The 18398-nt window shown below is 65.1% G+C and carries 17 protein-coding genes; 3 read left to right on the top strand and 14 right to left on the bottom strand.

Annotated elements, in window-relative coordinates:
- The first annotated feature begins 43 nt into the window (after positions 1-43).
- On the top strand, positions 44-952 hold the full coding sequence (locus AUL38_RS11870; protein ID WP_201023742.1) for an A/G-specific adenine glycosylase: 909 nt from the start codon (positions 44-46) through the stop codon (positions 950-952).
- A gap of 12 nt (positions 953-964) precedes the next feature.
- Here the strand turns inward: AUL38_RS11870 and AUL38_RS11865 are convergent, their stop codons facing one another.
- The 6 genes from AUL38_RS11865 to AUL38_RS11840 are packed head-to-tail and all read right to left on the bottom strand — an operon-like array spanning position 965 to position 8084.
- Entirely contained in the window at positions 965-1252 is a 288-nt protein-coding gene (locus AUL38_RS11865) for a putative quinol monooxygenase (RefSeq protein WP_059062487.1), read from the bottom strand.
- Between the two features lie 31 nt (positions 1253-1283).
- Positions 1284-1880, bottom strand: a complete 597-nt coding sequence (locus tag AUL38_RS11860) for a glycerol-3-phosphate responsive antiterminator (protein ID WP_161937438.1) — start codon at positions 1878-1880, stop codon at positions 1284-1286.
- Positions 1881-1912: 32 nt separating this feature from the next.
- Positions 1913-3445 (bottom strand): FAD-binding oxidoreductase, encoded by a 1533-nt coding sequence (locus tag AUL38_RS11855; protein ID WP_059062482.1) that lies wholly within the window; start codon positions 3443-3445, stop codon positions 1913-1915.
- The gene (locus tag AUL38_RS11850; protein WP_059062480.1) at positions 3442-5115 is read right to left on the bottom strand and encodes a glycerol-3-phosphate dehydrogenase/oxidase; all 1674 of its coding nucleotides are present in this window, start codon (positions 5113-5115) and stop codon (positions 3442-3444) included. The genes AUL38_RS11855 and AUL38_RS11850 overlap by 4 nt, the downstream gene beginning before the upstream one ends.
- The gene (locus AUL38_RS11845) at positions 5112-6638 is read right to left on the bottom strand and encodes an FGGY family carbohydrate kinase (protein ID WP_059062477.1); all 1527 of its coding nucleotides are present in this window, start codon (positions 6636-6638) and stop codon (positions 5112-5114) included. Before AUL38_RS11845 ends, AUL38_RS11850 begins: the two co-directional genes overlap by 4 nt.
- 24 nt (positions 6639-6662) lie before the next feature.
- Positions 6663-8084 carry an MFS transporter gene (locus AUL38_RS11840; RefSeq protein ID WP_059062474.1) on the bottom strand — a complete coding sequence of 474 codons (1422 nt, stop codon included), beginning with the start codon at positions 8082-8084 and terminating at the stop codon, positions 6663-6665.
- Between the two features lie 315 nt (positions 8085-8399).
- On the opposite strand from AUL38_RS11840, the gene AUL38_RS11835 reads away from it, so the two are divergent.
- Complete coding sequence (locus AUL38_RS11835; protein ID WP_059062457.1) at positions 8400-9503, top strand: zinc-binding dehydrogenase; 1104 nt, start codon at positions 8400-8402, stop codon at positions 9501-9503.
- Positions 9504-9561: 58 nt separating this feature from the next.
- On the opposite strand, the gene AUL38_RS11830 is transcribed toward AUL38_RS11835, so the two are convergent.
- The 5 genes from AUL38_RS11830 to AUL38_RS11810 are packed head-to-tail and all read right to left on the bottom strand — an operon-like array spanning position 9562 to position 14781.
- Positions 9562-10383: an ABC transporter ATP-binding protein gene (locus AUL38_RS11830; RefSeq protein ID WP_059062455.1), complete on the bottom strand. Its 822-nt coding sequence runs from the start codon at positions 10381-10383 to the stop codon at positions 9562-9564.
- Complete coding sequence (locus AUL38_RS11825) at positions 10376-11251, bottom strand: ABC transporter ATP-binding protein (RefSeq protein ID WP_235590706.1); 876 nt, start codon at positions 11249-11251, stop codon at positions 10376-10378. Before AUL38_RS11825 ends, AUL38_RS11830 begins: the two co-directional genes overlap by 8 nt.
- The gene (locus AUL38_RS11820) at positions 11248-12132 is read right to left on the bottom strand and encodes an ABC transporter permease (RefSeq protein WP_059062453.1); all 885 of its coding nucleotides are present in this window, start codon (positions 12130-12132) and stop codon (positions 11248-11250) included. The genes AUL38_RS11825 and AUL38_RS11820 overlap by 4 nt, the downstream gene beginning before the upstream one ends.
- The gene (locus AUL38_RS11815) at positions 12129-13220 is read right to left on the bottom strand and encodes an ABC transporter permease (protein WP_235590705.1); all 1092 of its coding nucleotides are present in this window, start codon (positions 13218-13220) and stop codon (positions 12129-12131) included. Before AUL38_RS11815 ends, AUL38_RS11820 begins: the two co-directional genes overlap by 4 nt.
- Positions 13204-14781: an ABC transporter substrate-binding protein gene (locus tag AUL38_RS11810; RefSeq protein WP_059062451.1), complete on the bottom strand. Its 1578-nt coding sequence runs from the start codon at positions 14779-14781 to the stop codon at positions 13204-13206. The genes AUL38_RS11815 and AUL38_RS11810 overlap by 17 nt, the downstream gene beginning before the upstream one ends.
- A gap of 139 nt (positions 14782-14920) precedes the next feature.
- Between AUL38_RS11810 and AUL38_RS11805 the strand changes: the two genes are divergently transcribed.
- Entirely contained in the window at positions 14921-15517 is a 597-nt protein-coding gene (locus AUL38_RS11805; protein ID WP_083506837.1) for an Lrp/AsnC family transcriptional regulator, read from the top strand.
- Between the two features lie 63 nt (positions 15518-15580).
- On the opposite strand, the gene rbfA is transcribed toward AUL38_RS11805, so the two are convergent.
- The 3 genes from rbfA to infB all read right to left on the bottom strand — a co-directional run.
- Positions 15581-16123 carry a 30S ribosome-binding factor RbfA gene (gene rbfA, locus AUL38_RS11800; protein ID WP_059062448.1) on the bottom strand — a complete coding sequence of 181 codons (543 nt, stop codon included), beginning with the start codon at positions 16121-16123 and terminating at the stop codon, positions 15581-15583.
- A 49-nt stretch (positions 16124-16172) separates the two neighbouring features.
- Complete coding sequence (locus AUL38_RS11795; RefSeq protein WP_153006575.1) at positions 16173-16625, bottom strand: DUF4440 domain-containing protein; 453 nt, start codon at positions 16623-16625, stop codon at positions 16173-16175.
- Between the two features lie 144 nt (positions 16626-16769).
- On the bottom strand, positions 16770-18398 hold a 1629-nt coding region (infB, locus tag AUL38_RS11790), incomplete at its 5' end, for a translation initiation factor IF-2 (RefSeq protein ID WP_083506836.1).

The raw sequence follows: 18398 nt of genomic DNA, 5'->3' as shown, positions 1-18398 counted from the left end.
CGCCAGCCGCGCCCCGAACGCCCAGGACTCATAGACTCGTGGGGTGGACACAGGCAGGCCAGACCCCGGCGACACCGCAGCACTGAGCGACGCGCTCAACGCGTGGTTCGAGCGCTCCGCACGCGACCTCCCGTGGCGAGCGCCAGGCACCACAGCGTGGGGCGTGCTCGTCTCCGAGTTCATGTCGCAGCAGACCCAAGTAGAGCGGGTCATTCCACACTGGCTCGAGTGGCTGGAACGCTGGCCGACGCCGTCAGCACTCGCCGCCGCTGAGCCGGGCGAGGCGGTGCGGGCCTGGAAGCGGCTCGGCTACCCGCGGCGTGCACTGTGGCTGCACCGCGCGGCCGTTGAGATCGCTGAGCGGCACAACGACGAGGTGCCCGCCGACGTCGATGCGCTCCTCGCGCTCACCGGCATTGGCCCGTACACCGCGCGCGCCGTCGCGGTCTTCGCCTTCGGCGATACCCACCCGGTCGTGGACACGAACACCCGCCGCCTCATCGCGCGCGCCGTGCACGGCCGCGCCGCGGCTGGCATGCCTGCCCCGCGAGATCTCGACGACATGGCCGCGCTGCTCCCCGACGATCGGGCAGCAGCCGCGGTATTCAACGCCGCAGCGATGGAGCTCGGGGCGGTCATGTGCACAGCCCGCGCGCCCAAGTGCGGCGACTGCCCCATCGCGAGCCTGTGCGAGTGGCGCGGCGCCGGCTACCCCGACAACGCCCCAGAGAAGCGGCCCAAGCAGGCGAAGTTCGAGGGCAGCGACCGGCAGGTGCGCGGCAGGATCATGCAGCTCATGCGATCCGCCACCGCGGCAGTGCCACCTGCCGACGCGCTCGCCGCGGCGGGCGAGGGGACGGTGCGCGATGCTGCGCAGCCGCAGCGCGCCCTCGATTCGCTCATCGCCGACGGACTCGTCGTCGAGTTCGAGGGGCGGCTGCGGCTGCCCTAGCTGTTGCTCCTGCTACTGCGCCGGGCCGTAGGTCGCGACCTGACGGTCCTCAAGCAGCGGAATAATCTGCCCGAGCCCGATCTCCTGGAAGTGCGTAGTTTCACGGTGTGCCGCAAAGTCCTCTGCAGATCGGTACTCTTCGACGATGACGAAGCGCTCAGGCTGTTCGAGGTCTCGGGTGATCGTATACGAGATGTTGCCGGCTTCGGTCCGGCTGCCTGCCGCAAGTCTCGGCAGCAACGCCGCGACTTCCTCAGCGGTTTCGGGGGTGGCGTTGTAGCGTGCGATGACAGTAAACATGGTGTCTCCTGGTGTGAATGATGGTGCTGCGCTAGCTCGCGCGCTCGTACTCCCACAGCTTGGGGCTGCTGCTCGAAACACCGACGGCTCCGTGCGATAACGCGGCCTCGATCTCAGTCGAGTCCGTGACGAAGCCGGAGGCAATGACGGGTCGAATGCGCATGATCTCGTGGTTTGCCACGAACGGCAGCACGGGCGCGGGCATGAGCTGCAGCAGGTCAGGCTTTGAGCCCTGCACTGCGGCAACACCGCGCTGAATGTTTGAGCGATCAGTAATGAACAGCTTCTGCACGGTCAGCAGGCCGGCGTCCTGCGCACGCGGGATCAATGACCCGCGGGTTGTCAGGAGGCCGTCAGCGCCGAGCCTGGCCAGATAGTCGACGCCGCCGCGATCCTGCGCCAGGCCCACGATCGAATCGATGTTCACGAACACAGCTTTGTTGGGGCGTTCGTGAATGCGGGCGATCGCCGCCTCAAGCTCAATGAGGTCGGTTTGGGCGAGGAAACAGAACTGCGCTGACGAGTCGATGAACGCCTCAAGGTGCGAGCGATCGAGGACGGAGGCGATCACGGGCCGCGCGTGCAGCCCGACAAGCCTTTTCAGGCGCTGGCGGCGCCCCGGATCCATCGATAGCTCGCGCCTTGAAGCTGACATCGGTGTTAGAGCCCCAACTTTCCGGGATTCAGGATTCCCTTGGGGTCAAGGGTAGCCTTGATCGCTCGGAGCACGTCGAGTCCGCCGCCGAGCGACTCAGCCATGTATGGAGCACGCACAAGACCGACGCCGTGGTGGTGGCTGAGGGTTGTCTTGTGGCGCACGATGACCTCGTTTGCCGCGTCCCAGGCAGCTCGGTACCACTCGGCACGATTCGCTGGGTCTTCTACCTCCCCGCGGAACGAGAAGTAGACGCAACCGGCATCCGCGTACGCGTGCGACTGGTGCGCCGAAGCACGCAGCGTGCCCGGCAGCGCCTGCACTGCCTCAACGACCTCGGTGTACACGTCAGACAGCGCCGACCATGCGCCGCTCATCTCGAGGGTGTCCGCGACGAAACCGGCGCTGCGCTTGAAGCCCTCGGCGCTCTTCCCCGTGAGGTAGCGGGTCTCGTACCAGCGTTCGAGCAGTACGTCGCCGTCGAACTCGACGCCCTCGTACTGGCGGCAGACCTCTTCGGAGATCGCAATGACTGCATCAACGATCTTTGGGTCGCCCTCGTCAGCGATAAGGATGACGTTCTGCTCAGGCAGGTCGAACTGCAAACCGCTCTCAAGCTCGTCGTACAGGCGGAGCGCCGCGGGGGTTGCCCCGCGCTGCAGGATCTCGCGGCAGACGTCGAGGCCCACCTTGAACGAGGGGAACCCGAACGCGATCGCCTTCGTGTAGTCGGGGAGGCGGTGGAGCTTGAGCTTCACCGAGGTGATCACGCCAAGCGTGCCCTCCGAGCCGACGAACAGCTGCTGCAGGTCGCTGCCAACAGCGGAGCGGCCAGCAGCACCAACCGTAATGAGCGAGCCGTCTGCGAGCACCACCTCGAGGCCGGCGACCATGTCTTCGATCTTGCCATAGCGGGTCGACAGCTGGCCGGCGCCGCGGCAGGCTACCCAGCCGCCAACGGTGCTGATACCGAACGACGACGGCCAGTGGCCGCTCGTCATGCCGTACTTCTCCTGGACGAGCTCCTCGAAGACGTCGCCGAACATGCCCGCTTCGACGGTGACGATCTGGCTCTCGGCGTCGAAGCCGAGCTCCCGGTTCAGCCGGCAGACGTCGAGCACGATGCCGCCGCGCAACGGCAGGGCCGCTCCGGTGACGTTCGAGCGGCCAGCGGAGACGGTGACGGGGATGCCGTGCTCGTTCGCGAGGCGCATGACCTGCTGAATCTGTTCGACCGAGTCAACCTCGACGAACACGCCCTCGATGATCGCGGGCTCCCCGCCGGTCTCAGCGATCATGGTGAGCGCCCACCAGTCGCGAGTGTTCACGATCATGCCGGCGGCGTCGTGTGTGACCGCGACGGCAATGCTGCGCAACTGCTCAAGCACCGACTCGGGCACCGCCACGACGTCTGCCTGCAGCGACCCGCTCGTCTGCTCGGTGGTGACCGTCTCCGGCGCCCAGCCGGGAGGGGTGTGTGCCCCGACGACGTAGTTCCTCTTGTTGTATCCGCGGCGAACCGCTTCCCGACTCATCATGAAGATGTGCCTCCCATCAGCACTGCTTTTTCTATCTGGATTTGTTCGTGGTAGTTCGCGACCTGCGCCGCGATGTCGGTGTCGCTCAGCCCGAGCTCCCGGCCAAGGATCTCGCCGACCCTGCCCGCCGCGACGCCCGAGGCGTCGCGCGCCATGAGGCGCGAGCGTGTGCGGCGGCTGAGCACGTCGTCGACGGTGTGCGCCATCTCGTAGCGCGCAGCGAAGACAACCTCTGCTTCGATGTACGGCAGGCCTTCGACGACGGGTGCGGTCAGCGCGGGATCCGCGGCGATCATCTGCGAGATGAAGCGGGATTCGGTGCCGAAACGTTCGGCGAGGTGGGCCGGCAGCCCGCCGGATGCGGTCGCGGCCTGACCGTCGTACCCGGCAGCACCGAGCAGGTAGGCCTTCTTCGTGCGGCACTGTGCGCGCTTACCGAGCACCTTGAGCGCTGCGTCAACCGTCTGCTCGGCCATGTGGCGCGAGGTAGTGAGCTTGCCGCCGACGACGGTCACGAGGCCGTCTGGGTCGGTGCGGATCTCGTGGTTGCGCTTGACGTCAAGGGTCTTCCCGCCCGCCGCCGCGACGAGCGGTCGGGTGCCGGCGATCGAGCCGAGCACGTCTGCTGGCTGAATGTCCGTGCGGAGCGCGTGCATGGCGCCGTCGAGTAGGAAGTTCATTTCTTCCTGCGTGCAGTGTGCGGCGTCGAGATCGCCCGTGTAATCCTCGTCGGTCGTGCCGAGCAGCGCGGTGTCACCCCAGCGGGTGATTGTCGCGCGGCGGGTGCGGCCGGGGATCGGGATCGTAATGGTGCACGAGTTCTGAATCTTGGACCACGGCACCGACACATGGACGCCCTTCGCGGGGCGAATGTTTGGCTTGTCAGTTCCGGGCTTCGTGCCGTCCCAGTCGCGCAGCCAGGAGCCGACAGCTATGACGACCGAGCGACCGCGAATCTGCACCTCGTTGCCGTCGATCTCAGCAACGACTCCCGAGACTCCCCCGCCATCGCGCATGACGTCGGTGGCCTTCGCATAGTTCGCAATCGCGGCGCCGTGGAAGGCCGCGGTGCGTGCGATGTTCAGCGTCAGCCTGGCATCGTCAGCGCGCGAGTCGTAGTACATGAAGCCGCCCTCGAGCTTGTCAGCGACAAACAGGGGGCTCTGCGCGAGCACTTCCTCCTTCGAGAGCTTCTGGTGCAGCACGCCCTCGCGCCAGCCGCCCGCAAGATCATACGTCCAGAGCAGCGCTTCGAACCCCGAGGCAAGCCTCCGGTCGAACACGCCGTCCTCAGAGAGCACGGGGAACAGGAATGGGAGGCGCTGCACGAGATGGCCGGCGTTGCGGCGAAGCCGCTGGCGCTCGAGCAGCGAGTGGCGCACGAGCGGCAGGTTGCCCTGCTCGATGTAGCGCAGGCCGCCGTGGATCATCTTCGAGGACTTGCTCGAGGTGCCCGAGGCGAAGTCGTCCTTTTCGATGAGGGCGACGCTCAGCCCGCGGAGGGCGGCGTCGAGTGCGGCATAGGCGCCGGTAATGCCACCGCCCACAATGACGACGTCAAACTCCTCGTCTTCCATGCGGCGAATAGCGTCGCCGCGGCTGAGCGAGGGAGCCTCCACTGGGGACAGGCTCTGGCGCTCTGCGTTTGCGCGTTTTTCAGGAAATCTCATTCCTTGTTCGATTCCTTTCTTGCGTCTGCTAATTCCATCTCCGTGAGCACGCGCTGCCGCCACGAGGCGACACGTTCCTCGCGCTCTGCGGGAGACATCTTGGGTTCGAAAACATCGGGGGCCCCGAGGAGCTCGCGGGTGTCCGCAAGCGAGTCCCAGATTCCGAGGCTCACCCCGCCGAGAAATGCAGCGCCGCGGAGCGACGCCTTATCGGTATCTCGGAAGCGGTGGTGCGGTACGCCGGTAAGGTCAGCCTGCAGCTGCACGAGCGGGTCAGAGCTCGAGAGCCCGCCACCAATGTTGACCTTGCTGATCTCGATGCCCGCGACCTCCTGGTCTGCGTCGATACTCCAGCCGACCGACTGGGCAATGCCTTCAAGTACGGCGAGCGCGACGTCTTCGCGTGTGGTCGACATGGTGAGGCCCCCAATGAGGGCACCGACGCCGGCGTTTACACTCGGCATGCGAACACCCGTGAGCGCGGGCACCGAGTGCACCGAACCCATGCGCCCGTTGGCAGCAAGCTCGCTGATGTGTTTGCCCGAGTCGAACAGGCGCAGTTTGTCAACGAGCCAGTCGATAGCTGAGCCGGTCGTCGAGGTAAAGGTTTCGATCGAGTAGCGGGAGATGCCAGCTTCCCGCCAGGCGACGAGGCTCAACGCACCCTGGTATCGGCCGTCGTTCTCGGGTAGGTGTGTGCCGAGATTGAGGTCGACGAACGAGCCAGTGCCGTGCACGCACATCACATCGCCCTGCTCGATCACGCCGAGCCCAACCATTGCCGCGTGCTGATCGCCCGCGGCTGCGACGATCGGTAGCTCGACGCCGAGAATCTCGGGGCGGAGCGTTCCGAAATCTGAGACGTCATCCCGCAGCTCAGGCAGCAGATCGAGCGGGAAACCAAGCGCCGTAATGAACTCGGTGTGGTAGCTGTGGTCCGCGAGTCGATAGGCCCCCGAGCTCACCGCGTTCGTCGCGGTGGCGACGAGCTCGCGTCGGTTCGACAGTGACCACAGCAGCCAGGTGTCAACGGTACCGAACGCGAGTGTGCCCTTTGCGCGGCACTCACGCGCGCGAGGCTGCTGCGCGTCGGCGAGCACCCGAGCCGCCCACAGATACACGTTACGCACCCCGGTCGGGCGACCGATGCTCGGCCACAACCGTGCGTCCCAGTCGCCCGAGAGCGCGGCCAGATCCGCCGCGTACTGGGTGTCCTGCCACACCATCGAGGGCGCGACCGGCTCACCCGTTTCTGTGTCCCACAGCGTCGCGGTCGCGCGCTGCGTCGCGATGGTGACGGCGGTGACCTGCAGCCCGTGTTCCTGCGCCGAAGCGTAGGCCGCTCGCAGCGTGCGGATCGTCTTCTCCAGGATCTCACTGGCGCTCTGCGCCACGACCCCGGGCCGGGGGGAACTCACCGACAACCGTTCGTAGGTGAGCCCGCCCACGTCGCCGTCGGCGGTCACCCAGGCGGCACGCGTGCCAGTTGTGCCCTCGTCGATTGCGAGTATTGCCTGTTTCACCGCTTACTCCTTTGCGTCGTTGTCTTAGCGTGTGGTGACTGCGTCGCGGAACTGTGGAGCCTCGGGCTCCTCGTCCGGGTTGAAGTCAGCGCGGCTCGGCTCCCACTTGATCACCCAGCAGATGATGGCCGCGACCAGCGGCACAGCCGAGAGGATGAGGAAGGTCGGGCCGAGTCCAAGGTCTTCCTTGAGGATCGGGAACACCACGAGACCGAGGGCCGCGCCGAGGCTGCCGATCGCGCCGATGAAGCCGTTGGCGGTCGCACGGAGCTCGCTGCGGAACGACAGCGTCGACAGGCTCTTGCCGTTCGCGCCGGGCCCGCCCGAGTGGAAGAGGATGAACAGCGACGGCACGATAAACGCGAGCCACAGCGGCATCGTCTCGAAGGCGAGGCCGAGGATAAGGAGCATCACGAATACGAGCGAGAAGCCGATCGCCGATGCGCGACGCAGACCGAGTTTCTTCGCGATGAACGGCGAGGCGAAGCCACCAATAATGCCGAACGCGTTGAAGACGAGCGTGCCGACCGTCGCGAGCACGAAGTCGCCCTCACCGAAGATAGCGATCGAGATAATCGGGAGATACCAGCCGACAGCGAAGTACTGCAGCGACTGCCCCATCTGCACGGTCGACGCGAGGATGGTGCGTGGCAGGTAGATGCCACGGAAGATGAGCGCGACGTTTCCGATGCCCTTGGTTGCGACGCCCTCCATGGGGATCCGCTCGGCCTCGGGAGCGGCCTCGAACTTCTCGCCGTAGATCTTGGTCATCGATCGAGCCGCGTCATCAAGCCTGCCCTTACGTGCGTACCAGCTCGGGCTCTCGACGAGCTTCAGCGCCTGCGCGATGAAGAGCAGCAGCGCGACGATGCCGGCAGTACCGACGGCGTAACGCCAGATCGAATCGCCCACGTTCATATTGTGGAAACCGATCGCCAAGATGAGGTTCGACGATACTGCGGTGTACCAGATGCCCTGCCAGGTGTTGATGCGTGCACGGAACCGCGCGGGGGTGAACTCTGCGAGCAGCGCCATGGCGATCGCGAAGTCGATGCCGTATGCGGCCCCGACAAAGAAGCGACCGGCGACGACCATCTCGAAGCTCGGGGCGAAGGCCGCGATGAATGCGCCCGCCATTGCGAGCACCTTCGCGACGAGCAGCGGACCGACACGTCCGAAGCGATCTGCGAGCCAGCCGCCGATCGGGTTGAATACGAGCGCAACCCAGGATGCCATCGAAGTGAGGAGCGCGATCTGCCCTGCCCCAAGTTCGAGGTCCTTCGTCATGGGCCCAAGGCCAGCAGACAGCGCAGAGTTCGAGAACGCGTCAAGGAAGAGCCCGCCGAGGGCGAGCCACCAGATCCAGCCGGCGCGGCCGCGGATCTGCGTGCGCGAGTCGATGTAGGAAACGACATCGCCGATCCCGCGAAGTATGTGTGTTGCCATGTGAGATGACCTCTCTGTCATACCTGGCAAGGGGTCACGACAGAAAAAGGCAAGACAAAGACTCCATACCAGGAATTCTTTGATTCTTGCCCCGTTGCCCTGAAGTTAGCATCGATTGCCAAAGCCCGTCAACTCCTGTCCGCCCGACCGTTGGGCTTTCCTCCCCCGCAGAAGTTTCGTACTATGGAGCTTGCGTTCAAGAACTCCAGAATCACGCGCCTCGCCAGTTCCGTGCGAGCCTACCTGTGAGCGAACGCCGACGTTTCTCCTCACACGGCAGCCGCACCCGCTATCCATACCCAGGGAGATCCCGTCATGACACACATCCGTGGTGCAGTACTCACCGCTTCAGGAAGCCCACAGCCGTGGGCGCAGTCACAGCCGATCGAGGTCAGAGAGCTCGAGCTGCGCGATCCAGGTGCTGGCGAACTGCTCGTGCGCATCGAAGCTGCAAGCGTCTGCCACTCTGACCTCTCCGTGGTGAACGGCAGCAGGCCGCGTCCCCTCCCCATGCTGCTCGGTCACGAAGCAGCGGGACGCGTCGAGGCAGTCGGGTCCGACAGTGACGCGATACTCATCGGCCGCCGCGTCGTGATGACCTTCCTGCCGCGCTGCGGTACCTGCGCGTCATGCCTCACCGACGGCCTGCTGCCGTGCGAGCCCGGGAGCGCAGCCAACGCCGCCGGCACGCTCATGAGCGAGGAAACACGCATTTTTCAGGGCAGCGAGCCGATCCGCCATCATCTTGGTGTCTCCGGGTTTGCGACGCACGCCGTCGTCGACGCACGCTCCGTCGTCCCGGTCGACGACGATGTGCCACCCGACATCGCCGCGCTCCTCGGTTGCGCGGTGCTGACCGGAGGCGGTGCGGTCGTTAACGCCGGCAAGCCAGCCGAGGGTGACACCGTCGCAGTTATCGGGCTCGGCGGCGTCGGCATGGCCGCACTCCTCGTAGCCCATGCCGAAGGGCACCGCGTCGTCGGCATCGACGCCAACGAGCACAAGTTCGCTGCGGCGCTCGCCGCCGGCGCTGCCGAGTGCGTCACCCCGCAGCAGGCGCTTGAGCGGAGCATGCGGTTTCCCGTCGTCGTCGAGTGCGCCGGTCATGCTCGCGCATTCGAGACGGCCTATCAGGTCACCGCGCCAGGCGGTCGCACGGTGACTGTGGGGCTCCCTGCCCCCGATCAGCGGAGCGAGATCTCCCCGCTCACGCTGACCGCGGAGGCGCGCACGGTCATCGGAAGCTATCTCGGCTCTGCCGTGCCGAGCCGGGACATTCCGCGCTACGCACAGCTGTGGCGCGACGGGAAGCTGGGCCTGGAGGCGCTGATCTCAGCAACCATCGAACTCGATGACATCAACGCTGCGATGGACGCGCTCGAAACCGGCGACGCGCTTCGGCAGATCATCCGGTTCTAGCCGGCGGGCAGCAGAAAGCCCGGGGTGAGCATCCGCTCACCCCGGGCCGACCTGCCGGTTACGCGGCGTCGGGCAGGCCGGGCAGCGTGCCGAGCCCGTCGACCGCGGGAATCGCGGCGAGAAGCCGCTGCGTGTATGGATCCTGCGGGGAACGCCACACCTGTTCGACCGGTCCGTGTTCGACGATTTCGCCCTTGTTCATCACGGCAATCTCGTCAGCGATGGTTCGCACGACAGCGAGGTCGTGACTGATGAACAGCATCGAAGCACCGGACTCGAGCGCCAGCCGACGCATGAGGCTCGCAACCTTCGCCTGCAGGCTCGCGTCGAGCGACGCGATGGGCTCATCACCGATGAGCAACTGCGGGCCGGACGCGATCGCCCTGGCGATCGCAATACGCTGCCGCTGCCCGCCAGAGAACTGGTGCGGGAACCGGCTCTGCACGTCACTCGGCAGCTCGACCTCTTCGAGGAGACCCGCGACTGACCACGAATCCTTCTGCGGGTTGATCCGCAGCCCATCTGCAATCTGCGATCCGACCGTACGCCTCGGGTTCAGCGAGGCGTACGGGTTCTGGAACACCATCTGGATGCGCAGCAGCTCCTTCGGGCGGGTGCGCATGCCGAGGGTGCGAATTGGGGATCCGTTGAACCGGATGCTGCCTGAGTGAATTGGTTCGAGCCCGCACACGGCGCGAGCGAGCGTCGATTTGCCGCAGCCGGACTCACCGACGAGGCCAAGGACCTGTTGCGTTTCGAGTTCGAAGCTGACCCCGTTGACCGCGGTGAGCACACCGCGCCCCGGCAGCTTGTACTGGACGGACAGCTCGTCAAGGCGTAACAGCGGCTGGCTGGCCGTCGAAGCGTTCTGCTCAGTCATTGCCCGCCTCCTTCTCATTCTCGGTGCCGTCAGTCGTGCCAGCGCCGGCGCCCTCATGGCTCGGGAGCGCGTCGATAAGCGCCCGCGTGTACTCGTGTTGCGGGTTCCGCAGTACGTCGTAGCGCGTCCCCTCCTCGACGATCTCGCCCTGCCGCAGCACGGCGATCCGGTCTGCGAGGCTCGACATCACCCCGAGGTCGTGCGTGATGAGCATGACCGCGAGGCCGAGCTCATCGCACAGGCCGCGGAGCAGCCGGAGGACGCCAGCCTGGACGGTGACGTCAAGCGCGGTCGTCGGCTCGTCGGCGATGAGGATGCTTGGTTCACAAATGATGGCGACCGCGATCGCAATGCGCTGCAGCTGCCCGCCAGAGAACTGGTGCGGGTACTTCTTCAGCGCGGTCTCTGGCATCGGCACCTTGACCTTCTCGAGTGCCTCGAGCGCGCGCACGCGCGCCTCGGCCTTCGAAATACCAGTGTGTGCACGCAGGTGGTCGGTGAGCTGACGCTCGATCGTGAGCATCGGGTGGAGGCTCGCGGTCGGGTCCTGGAACACCATGCCAATGCGCTGCCCACGGATCTTCCCGAGCTCGCGCTCGGGAAGGGTGAGTAGGTTGCGCCCGCCGAAACGAATCTCGCCACCGGTGCGCGCGTTCGCGGGCAGCAGCCCGAGCATCGCGAGCCCAGTGATGGACTTACCCGAACCAGATTCACCCGCGAGGCCGGTGATCTGGCCGGGGATGAGGTCGAGATTGATCCCGTGCAGGATCTCGCGATCCCCAATCGAGACCGTGAGGTCGCGGATCGCGAGCCCCTCTTCGACAGACACTTCGCGTGCGCCGTCGTGGGTAATCGTTGAGTGGCTCACATTGCCCTCCCCTGGACCGCGTCCTGTGCACGCGGGTCGAGGGAGTCGCGCAGCGAGTCCCCAATGAAGTTAAACGCCATCACCACGGTAAAGATCGCGAGACCGGGGAAGGCCGCGATCCACCATGAGGAGAACTGCTGCACGCCGTCAGATACCATCGCACCCCAGTCGGGGGTCGGCGGGGTGGCGCCGAGCCCGAGGAAGCTCAGGCCCGCGAGGAGCAGGATCGCCGTGCCGACGTCGAGCATCGCCAGCACGAAGACCGGAGACAGTACGTTCGGGAGAATATCGCGACGCAACGAGGTGAACGGGCCGTTGCCGAGCAACCTGCCGGCCACGACGTACTCCTGCGTACGCGCCGAGAGCACGAGTGACCTCGTGACGCGGGCGTATGCCGGCCACGACACGATGAGCATCGCAATCACGGCATTCGTCAGGCTCGGGCCGAGAGCCGCGGTGATCACCATCGCGAGGATGATGGTCGGGAACGCGAACACGAGATCCGCGATGCGCATGATCACTTCATCGACGACCTTGCCGAAGTAGCCAGCGATCGCTCCGAGCGTCCCGCCAACAATCATCGAGGCGATAACGAGCGACAGTGCGAGCGGCATCGAGATCCGCGCGCCGCTAATGACACGGCTCAGCACGTCGCGGCCAACCGCATCGGTGCCGAACAGGTGCGCCGCGCTCGGTGGTTGCAGGCGGTCGAATGCCTGCGCGAGCGGGTCGTGCGGAGCAATCACCGGAGCGAAGATGGCGATGAGGAGCCAGATCAGTGCGATGGAGACGCCCGTGATGGCGAGCGGCGTGCGGAACGCCGGGGAAATCTTCAGCCAGCGGCGACGCTTCGCGCGCTCGACGAGAATATCGGTGCTCATGAGACCCTCACTCTCGGGTCAATGACCCCGTACAGCACGTCGACGAGGAAGTTCAGACCGATATAGACAATGCCAACGATGAGCCCGACGCCCATGATGGCGGGCAGATCAAGCTTGGTTGCTGCCGAGAACGAGTACTCGCCCAGGCCGTGCCACGAGTACACCTTCTCGACGAGCACGGTGCCAGACAGGAGCGACCCGAATGCGAGCCCAAGCACGGTGATGATTGGCACCATCGCGCCGCGAAGCACATATCCGAACACGACGGTGCGGCGTGGCAGCCCCTTCGCGGTGGCGGCCTTCACGTAGTCCATATCCAGTACTTCGAGTACCGCCGAGCGGGCGAAGCGAGTGAGCAGACCGATCGTGTACAGCGCAAGCACCGATGCGGGCAGCACCAGGTGGTACAGGGCATCCCAGAAGGTGCCCCACTGACCGGCGATCACCGAATCGATCGTGTACAGGCCGGTGACGTGCGGCGGCGCGATAGCCGTCGGGTCGAGCCTGCCCGAGCCCGGGAAAATCCCGAGCGCAAAGAAGAAGACGTAGTAGACCACGAGCGCGAGCCAGAACGTCGGCCAGCTTAGGCCGATGAGGCTGACCACGCGGATCACCTGGTCAACGATGGTGCGACGCTTGAGCGCAGCCCAGAGACCGAGACCGATTCCGATGATGGCGGAGAACACGATCGCGGAGAGCGCGAGTTCGATGGTGGCGGGGAACGCGGCGGCCAACTCGTCAGCGACAGGTACACGCGTCTGCGTCGAGACACCGAGGTTGCCCTGGAGCACGTTTCCGAGGTACGTGAAGTACTGCACGATAAGTGGCTGGTCGAGCCCGTTCTCGGCGCGGAACTTCGCGACGATCTCCGGGTTGGCCGCAGCCTGCTCGCCCAGCGCGGCCTGCACGGGATCGGCAGGCACGAGGTTGGTGAGCACGAAGGTGACGACGGTCACCCCAAACATAAGCAAGACCGTCAGGCCGAGCCGGACGGCCACGTACCGCACGAACGGGGGGATCCCCCGCCGTGCGGTACGTTCGGCCGTCCGGATCGCGACGGTGCTGTTGTTGTTACTTGATGAGGGCAAGATCCACGGTCCACACGGGGTTCGTCGTGATCGATTCGATCGACGGCGACGTGACCACGTTCTGCGCGGGCTGCAGCAGCGGCACGAAGGGGCCGCTCGCGTTCAGCTCGTCCTGCCAAGCCTCGTAGGCGGGTGCACGATCCTCACCGGTCGCAGCCTTGGCCGCGTTCGAGAGCTCAGTCACCTTCGGGTTCGCGTCAGCAGCCCAGCCGGAACGGAGTCCAACGAGCTCGCCCGGCGAGAATACGGTGTAGTTCGAGGCGTCCGGGAAGTCGGGGCCCCAGTACCAGAGACCGATGGTCTCGGTGCCGTTGCGGTACGCGTCGAGCTCGGTTGCGACCGGTGCGGGCGCAAGCGCGACCTCGATACCCACCTCGTTGAGCTGAGCCTGCACGGCCTCGGCGACGTTCTGCAGCGAAAGCCCCTGCACGGTGATGTCGTTCGGGAAGTTCAGCGTGACCTTCTCGCCGGCGTAGCCCGACTTCTTGAGCGCTGCCTTCGCGGCGTCGACGTCGCGCTGGTTGCCCTGCTCGGCGTCGATCGCGCCGACGAACAGCGACGGGATCGGACCGCCGGGGCGCACTGATCCCTCGCCCGCGAGGCTGACGATCTTGTCGTAGTCGAGTCCGAGCTTCACTGCGTCGAGGAAGTCAGGGTTGCTCGTGATCGCGCTGACCTCGGGGTTCTGATTGAGGAGCAGGAAGATCATGTACCGCGACGGGTTCGAGACAACCTTCACGTCTGCGCTGGCAAGCTCAGCGACCTGGTCGGGGTTGAGGTCAAGCGCGACCTGCGACTCGCCCTTCTCTACGTTGAGCTTCTGCGTGGGGCCCTCGACGTTGCGGAGCACGACGCGGTCGTAGGCGGGCTTATCGCCCGTGTACTCGGGGTTTGCGGTGAACACGACCTGCGCTGCGGCGTCGAAGGACTCGAGCGTGTACGGGCCCGATCCGGCTGACTCGCTGTTGAGGAACGCCTCAGCTGCGTCGGACTCGTCCGCGCTGCCGCCGTTCGCTTCAACAACTTCCTGGTTGACCACGGACAGCGCCGGGTTCGGGAGGATGAACGGCAGCGCCGGGTTCGGCGTCTCCGAGGTGAGCGTGAGCGTATCGTCGCCGGTCTTCTCGACGGTCACACCGTCAAGCAAGAACGACGGGTTGCCGAGCAGCCCCTGCACACGCGTGAGCGAGAAAACAGCGTCGTCAACGGTGAGGTCCGAGCCGTCAGAGAACTTTGCGCCCGGCTTCATCGTGAGGGTGAGCACCGTGTTGTCGGCGTTCATCTCGTAGCTGGCGAGCCCGTCGATGGGCTTCGTGACGTCTTCGCCCTCGAAGGTGAGCAGGGTCTCGTAGAGCGCCTTCGCGACGATCGAACCGGTCGTCTCATACTGGCGACCGGGATCTGCAGTCTTGAGGTCAAAGGACGCGTCAACAACGATCGACTTGTTGCCGCCCGCGTCGTCGGTGTTCGGTTGTGCGCCCCCGGCGCAACCGGAAAGAACGAGCGCAGCTGCAGCAACCAGACCGGTCGCCGCGAAGACGCGCTTCATCGAGTGCTTCATGTGTGGCCTTCCATAGGGCTATCCCGCATTGGATAACTCTTTACAGAAGTTACGCGATCCGCAATTATTGTGTCAACTCACGAAGTATTTGACGAGATGTATCCTGCAGTTCAGGAAGAATAGGGCAATTGATCCAGATATGCCCGTGAAAAGATTGGCTGGCAAAGACAGAATGCAGCTCGATGACACACACATCCACATGGTTGATTTGCTTCGCCGGAACGGGCGGCTCTCAATCGCCGCAATGGCCGAGCAACTCGGGGTCTCACGCTCCAACGCATACCAACGCTATGACGCGCTCGTCGAGGCTGGGGTCATCACCGGATTCACCGCGACCCTCGACTTCCGCGCAGCCGGCTTTGGGGTCGCGGCGCTCGTCTTCGTCTCGCTCGAGCAGCAACGCTGGCAGGAGTTCCGGGAGCGGCTCCCCAGCGTCCAAGAGCTCGAGTACTTCGCGGTCACCGCGGGCAGACACGACGGCATGCTGCTCGTTCGCGCGGCCGACGTCGCGGCGATTCACGAACTCGTCGCCACCAACCTTGCGCAGTGGGACTGCATTAAGTCGACGGAGACCGTCTTCATCATGGATGAGCAGTGGGATCGGGTGAATCTCCGGGCAGGCTTTGCTGGTCGGGCGCTACGATCGGGCCGAGAATTCACGGACGACGCCGTACTCGGCATCTCGCGCATTACGAGCTTCGTCGAGCCAGGCGAGGAGAACGAGGTGGAACGCTAGTCGCTCGAACGACAGAACGGGTGCCCCGCCAACCGGCGGGGCACCCGTTCTGTTCGCGAAGCGCTAGGCGCGTTCTTCGTCTTCTTCGAGATCTTCCTCGTCGAGGCCGTCTTCGTCTTCCTCGTCGAAATCGTCGTCGAGTTCATCGTCGGCATCATCGTCAAGATCGTCCTCGGCGGCCTCCGCCTCGGATCGCGGCTTCTCGTAGGGGTCGGCCTCGCCAGCGTAGTTCGCGCCGACAGCCAGTTCGCGGGCTGCATCGTCGCGGCGCTTCGCCTCGGCGAGGAGCTCGTTCATGTGGTCAGCGGATGCCGGAAGCTCGTCGTGCAAGAATTCGAGCGTCGGCGTCAACCGTGTGCCCAACTGCTTGCCGACCTCACTCCGGAGCATGCCCGTGGCCGCCTTCAAGGCGGCCGCGGTCTCGCTCTGCGTCGTCGCATCACCGTAGACGGTGTAGAAGACGCTGGCGTTCTGCAGATCGCCGGTCACACGCACCTCGGTAATCGTGACGAAACCGAGCCGCGGGTCACGGAGACCCTTATCAAGCCGGCGGGCGATGATCTGGTGGATCCGCTCCGCGACCTTACCTGCACGTGGATTACTCATAGCTCAAGCCTACCCGCGTCGGCGCCTCCGCCGCTGCACTCTGGATTTCTTAGAACTCGGGAAGCCCTGCGACGACCGGGCCGCCAAAGTGCTGCACGACGCCCTCGTGGAGCTGAATGATCCGCAACGGCCCGTCCGTGTCGAGCAGTACGGCTGAGTTGCGGACGACCTCGGGCACAATCGGAGTGCCGGTGGCGTCGACCGCGTCGATCCGCAGCCACCAGGTTGCCGAAATGACGTCACCGATGCGTCGCGCGGTAAAGAGGCCGGGGACAAGGGCGGTCTCGGTCTGCGCCGGCGCAGCGTCGTCGCCCGTGCCGCGCCCCGCACGCACCGCGTTGAGCTCATCCATACCGGAGATCAGCACGGCACTCGCCGAATCAAACATCGTGAGCTCGGGGTCAAGCAGCTGGTCGATTGCGGAGCGGTCGCCCCCGAGGTATCCGCCGTACATCGTCTCGACGAGCGTACGGACACTGGCAACAAGTTCAGGATCGTTCATGCTTCGAGCATAGGGGTCAAGCCGCCCGGGCTCCGCCTCGCTCACGCGCAGCGTTGCCGGTCGGGCGCGTCGCGCCGGCCGCGCCTACTCACGCGAAAGGCCGGGGAAGCTTGCGCTCCCCCGGCCTTCACAAGACACCTCGCGTTAGCCGCGGGGCTTCTCAACCATTTCGGTGGTCTCGATCTCATCGCCCGGCTGGATGTCGTTGAACTTGCCGAGGCCGATACCAGCCTCGAAGTCCGTCTTCACCTCAGTGACGTCGTCCTTGAAACGACGCAGCGACTCAATGGCGAGCCCATCGGCGATGACGACACCCTCGCGGATGACGCGTGCCTTTGCGTTTCGCGTGATCGTTCCCGACCGCACGATGACACCGGCAATGTTGCCGAACTTCGACGAGCGGAAGACCTCGCGGATCTCCGCAACGCCCGACTGAACTTCCTCGTACTCCGGCTTGAGCATGCCCGTGAGCGATGCCTCAATGTCATCAAGCGCGTTGTAGATGACGTTGTAGAACCGGATGTCGATGCCCTCGCGCGCAGCACGCTCGCGTGCCTTGACGTCGGGGCGCACGTTGAAGCCGATGACGATCGCGTTGTCGATCGTGGCAAGATCCACGTCCGACTCGGTAATCGCGCCGACGCCGCGGTGGAGGATACGGAGCTGGACCGAATCGTCCACCTCGATCTTCATGAGCGACTCTTCAAGTGCCTCAACAGCACCCGACACGTCACCCTTGATGATGAGGTTGAGCGACTCAACCTTGCCATCCTCGAGCGCCTTCGTGAACTCTTCGAGGCTGATGCGCTTGCGGGCCTTCGCCAGCATTGCGTTACGCTCTGCTGCCTCACGCTTCTCAGCGATCTGGCGCGCGGTGCGATCCTCGGAGACAACCAGGAAGTTGTCGCCGGCGCGAGGCACCGAGGACAGACCCTGAACCGAAACCGGACGCGACGGCAGCGCCTCGAGAACAGCGTCGCCGTTCTCGTCGTGCATTGCACGCACGCGACCGTATGCGGTGCCGGCGACAATCGCGTCACCGACGCGGAGCGTACCCGACTGGATGAGCACGGTAGCAACCGAGCCGCGGCCCTTATCGAGCTTCGCCTCAATCGCGACGCCGCGCGCTTCCTTGTCCGGGTTCGCGCGCAGGTCGAGACCAGCGTCTGCGGTGAGAAGCACGGCCTCGAGCAGCTCGGCAATGCCGATGTTGTTCTTCGCCGAGACGTCGACGAACATCACGTCGCCGCCCCACTCTTCAGAGACGAGACCGAACTCGGTGAGCTGCTGACGCACCTTCTCAGGGTTCGCGGCTTCCTTATCGATCTTGTTCACTGCGACCACGATCGGCACATTCGCCGACTGTGCGTGGTTGAGCGCCTCAATCGTCTGCGGCATGATGCCGTCATCCGCCGCGACCACGAGGATCGCGATATCGGTGACCTGCGCACCACGAGCACGCATGGCGGTGAACGCCTCGTGACCCGGGGTATCGATGAAGGTCAGCGCGCGGTCGACGCCGTCGTGCTGGGTGTGAACCTGGTACGCACCGATGTGCTGCGTGATGCCGCCGGCCTCGCCGCCGCCAACGTTCTCCTGGCGGATCGCGTCGAGCAAACGGGTCTTACCGTGGTCAACGTGGCCCATGACGGTGACAACCGGCGGACGCGGCTGGAGTACGTCGTCGCCCTCTTCTTCGAGCTCAGCTTCGATATCAATATCGAATGCCTCGAGGAGCTCGCGGTCCTCGTCCTCCGGCGAGACGATCTGGAT

This window comes from Leucobacter sp. G161, from assembly GCF_001482305.1.
Taxonomy (GTDB): Bacteria; Actinomycetota; Actinomycetes; order Actinomycetales; family Microbacteriaceae; genus Leucobacter.
This window is presented reverse-complemented; position numbering and strand designations above follow the sequence as displayed.

What these genes read in the sequence shown, in the direction of transcription:
- AUL38_RS11865 (WP_059062487.1), bottom strand. Translation starts at nt 1,252, where the DNA reads ATGTTTACTGTCATCGCACGCTACAACGCCACCCCCGAAACCGCTGAG.
- AUL38_RS11860 (WP_161937438.1), bottom strand. Translation starts at nt 1,880, where the DNA reads ATGGATCCGGGGCGCCGCCAGCGCCTGAAAAGGCTTGTCGGGCTGCAC.
- AUL38_RS11855 (WP_059062482.1), bottom strand. Translation starts at nt 3,445, where the DNA reads ATGATGAGTCGGGAAGCGGTTCGCCGCGGATACAACAAGAGGAACTAC.
- AUL38_RS11850 (WP_059062480.1), bottom strand. Translation starts at nt 5,115, where the DNA reads ATGAGATTTCCTGAAAAACGCGCAAACGCAGAGCGCCAGAGCCTGTCC.
- AUL38_RS11840 (WP_059062474.1), bottom strand. Translation starts at nt 8,084, where the DNA reads ATGGCAACACACATACTTCGCGGGATCGGCGATGTCGTTTCCTACATC.
- AUL38_RS11835 (WP_059062457.1), top strand. Translation starts at nt 8,400, where the DNA reads ATGACACACATCCGTGGTGCAGTACTCACCGCTTCAGGAAGCCCACAG.
- AUL38_RS11830 (WP_059062455.1), bottom strand. Translation starts at nt 10,383, where the DNA reads ATGACTGAGCAGAACGCTTCGACGGCCAGCCAGCCGCTGTTACGCCTT.
- AUL38_RS11820 (WP_059062453.1), bottom strand. Translation starts at nt 12,132, where the DNA reads ATGAGCACCGATATTCTCGTCGAGCGCGCGAAGCGTCGCCGCTGGCTG.
- AUL38_RS11810 (WP_059062451.1), bottom strand. Translation starts at nt 14,781, where the DNA reads ATGAAGCACTCGATGAAGCGCGTCTTCGCGGCGACCGGTCTGGTTGCT.
- AUL38_RS11805 (WP_083506837.1), top strand. Translation starts at nt 14,921, where the DNA reads ATGCCCGTGAAAAGATTGGCTGGCAAAGACAGAATGCAGCTCGATGAC.
- rbfA (WP_059062448.1), bottom strand. Translation starts at nt 16,123, where the DNA reads ATGAGTAATCCACGTGCAGGTAAGGTCGCGGAGCGGATCCACCAGATC.
- AUL38_RS11795 (WP_153006575.1), bottom strand. Translation starts at nt 16,625, where the DNA reads ATGAACGATCCTGAACTTGTTGCCAGTGTCCGTACGCTCGTCGAGACG.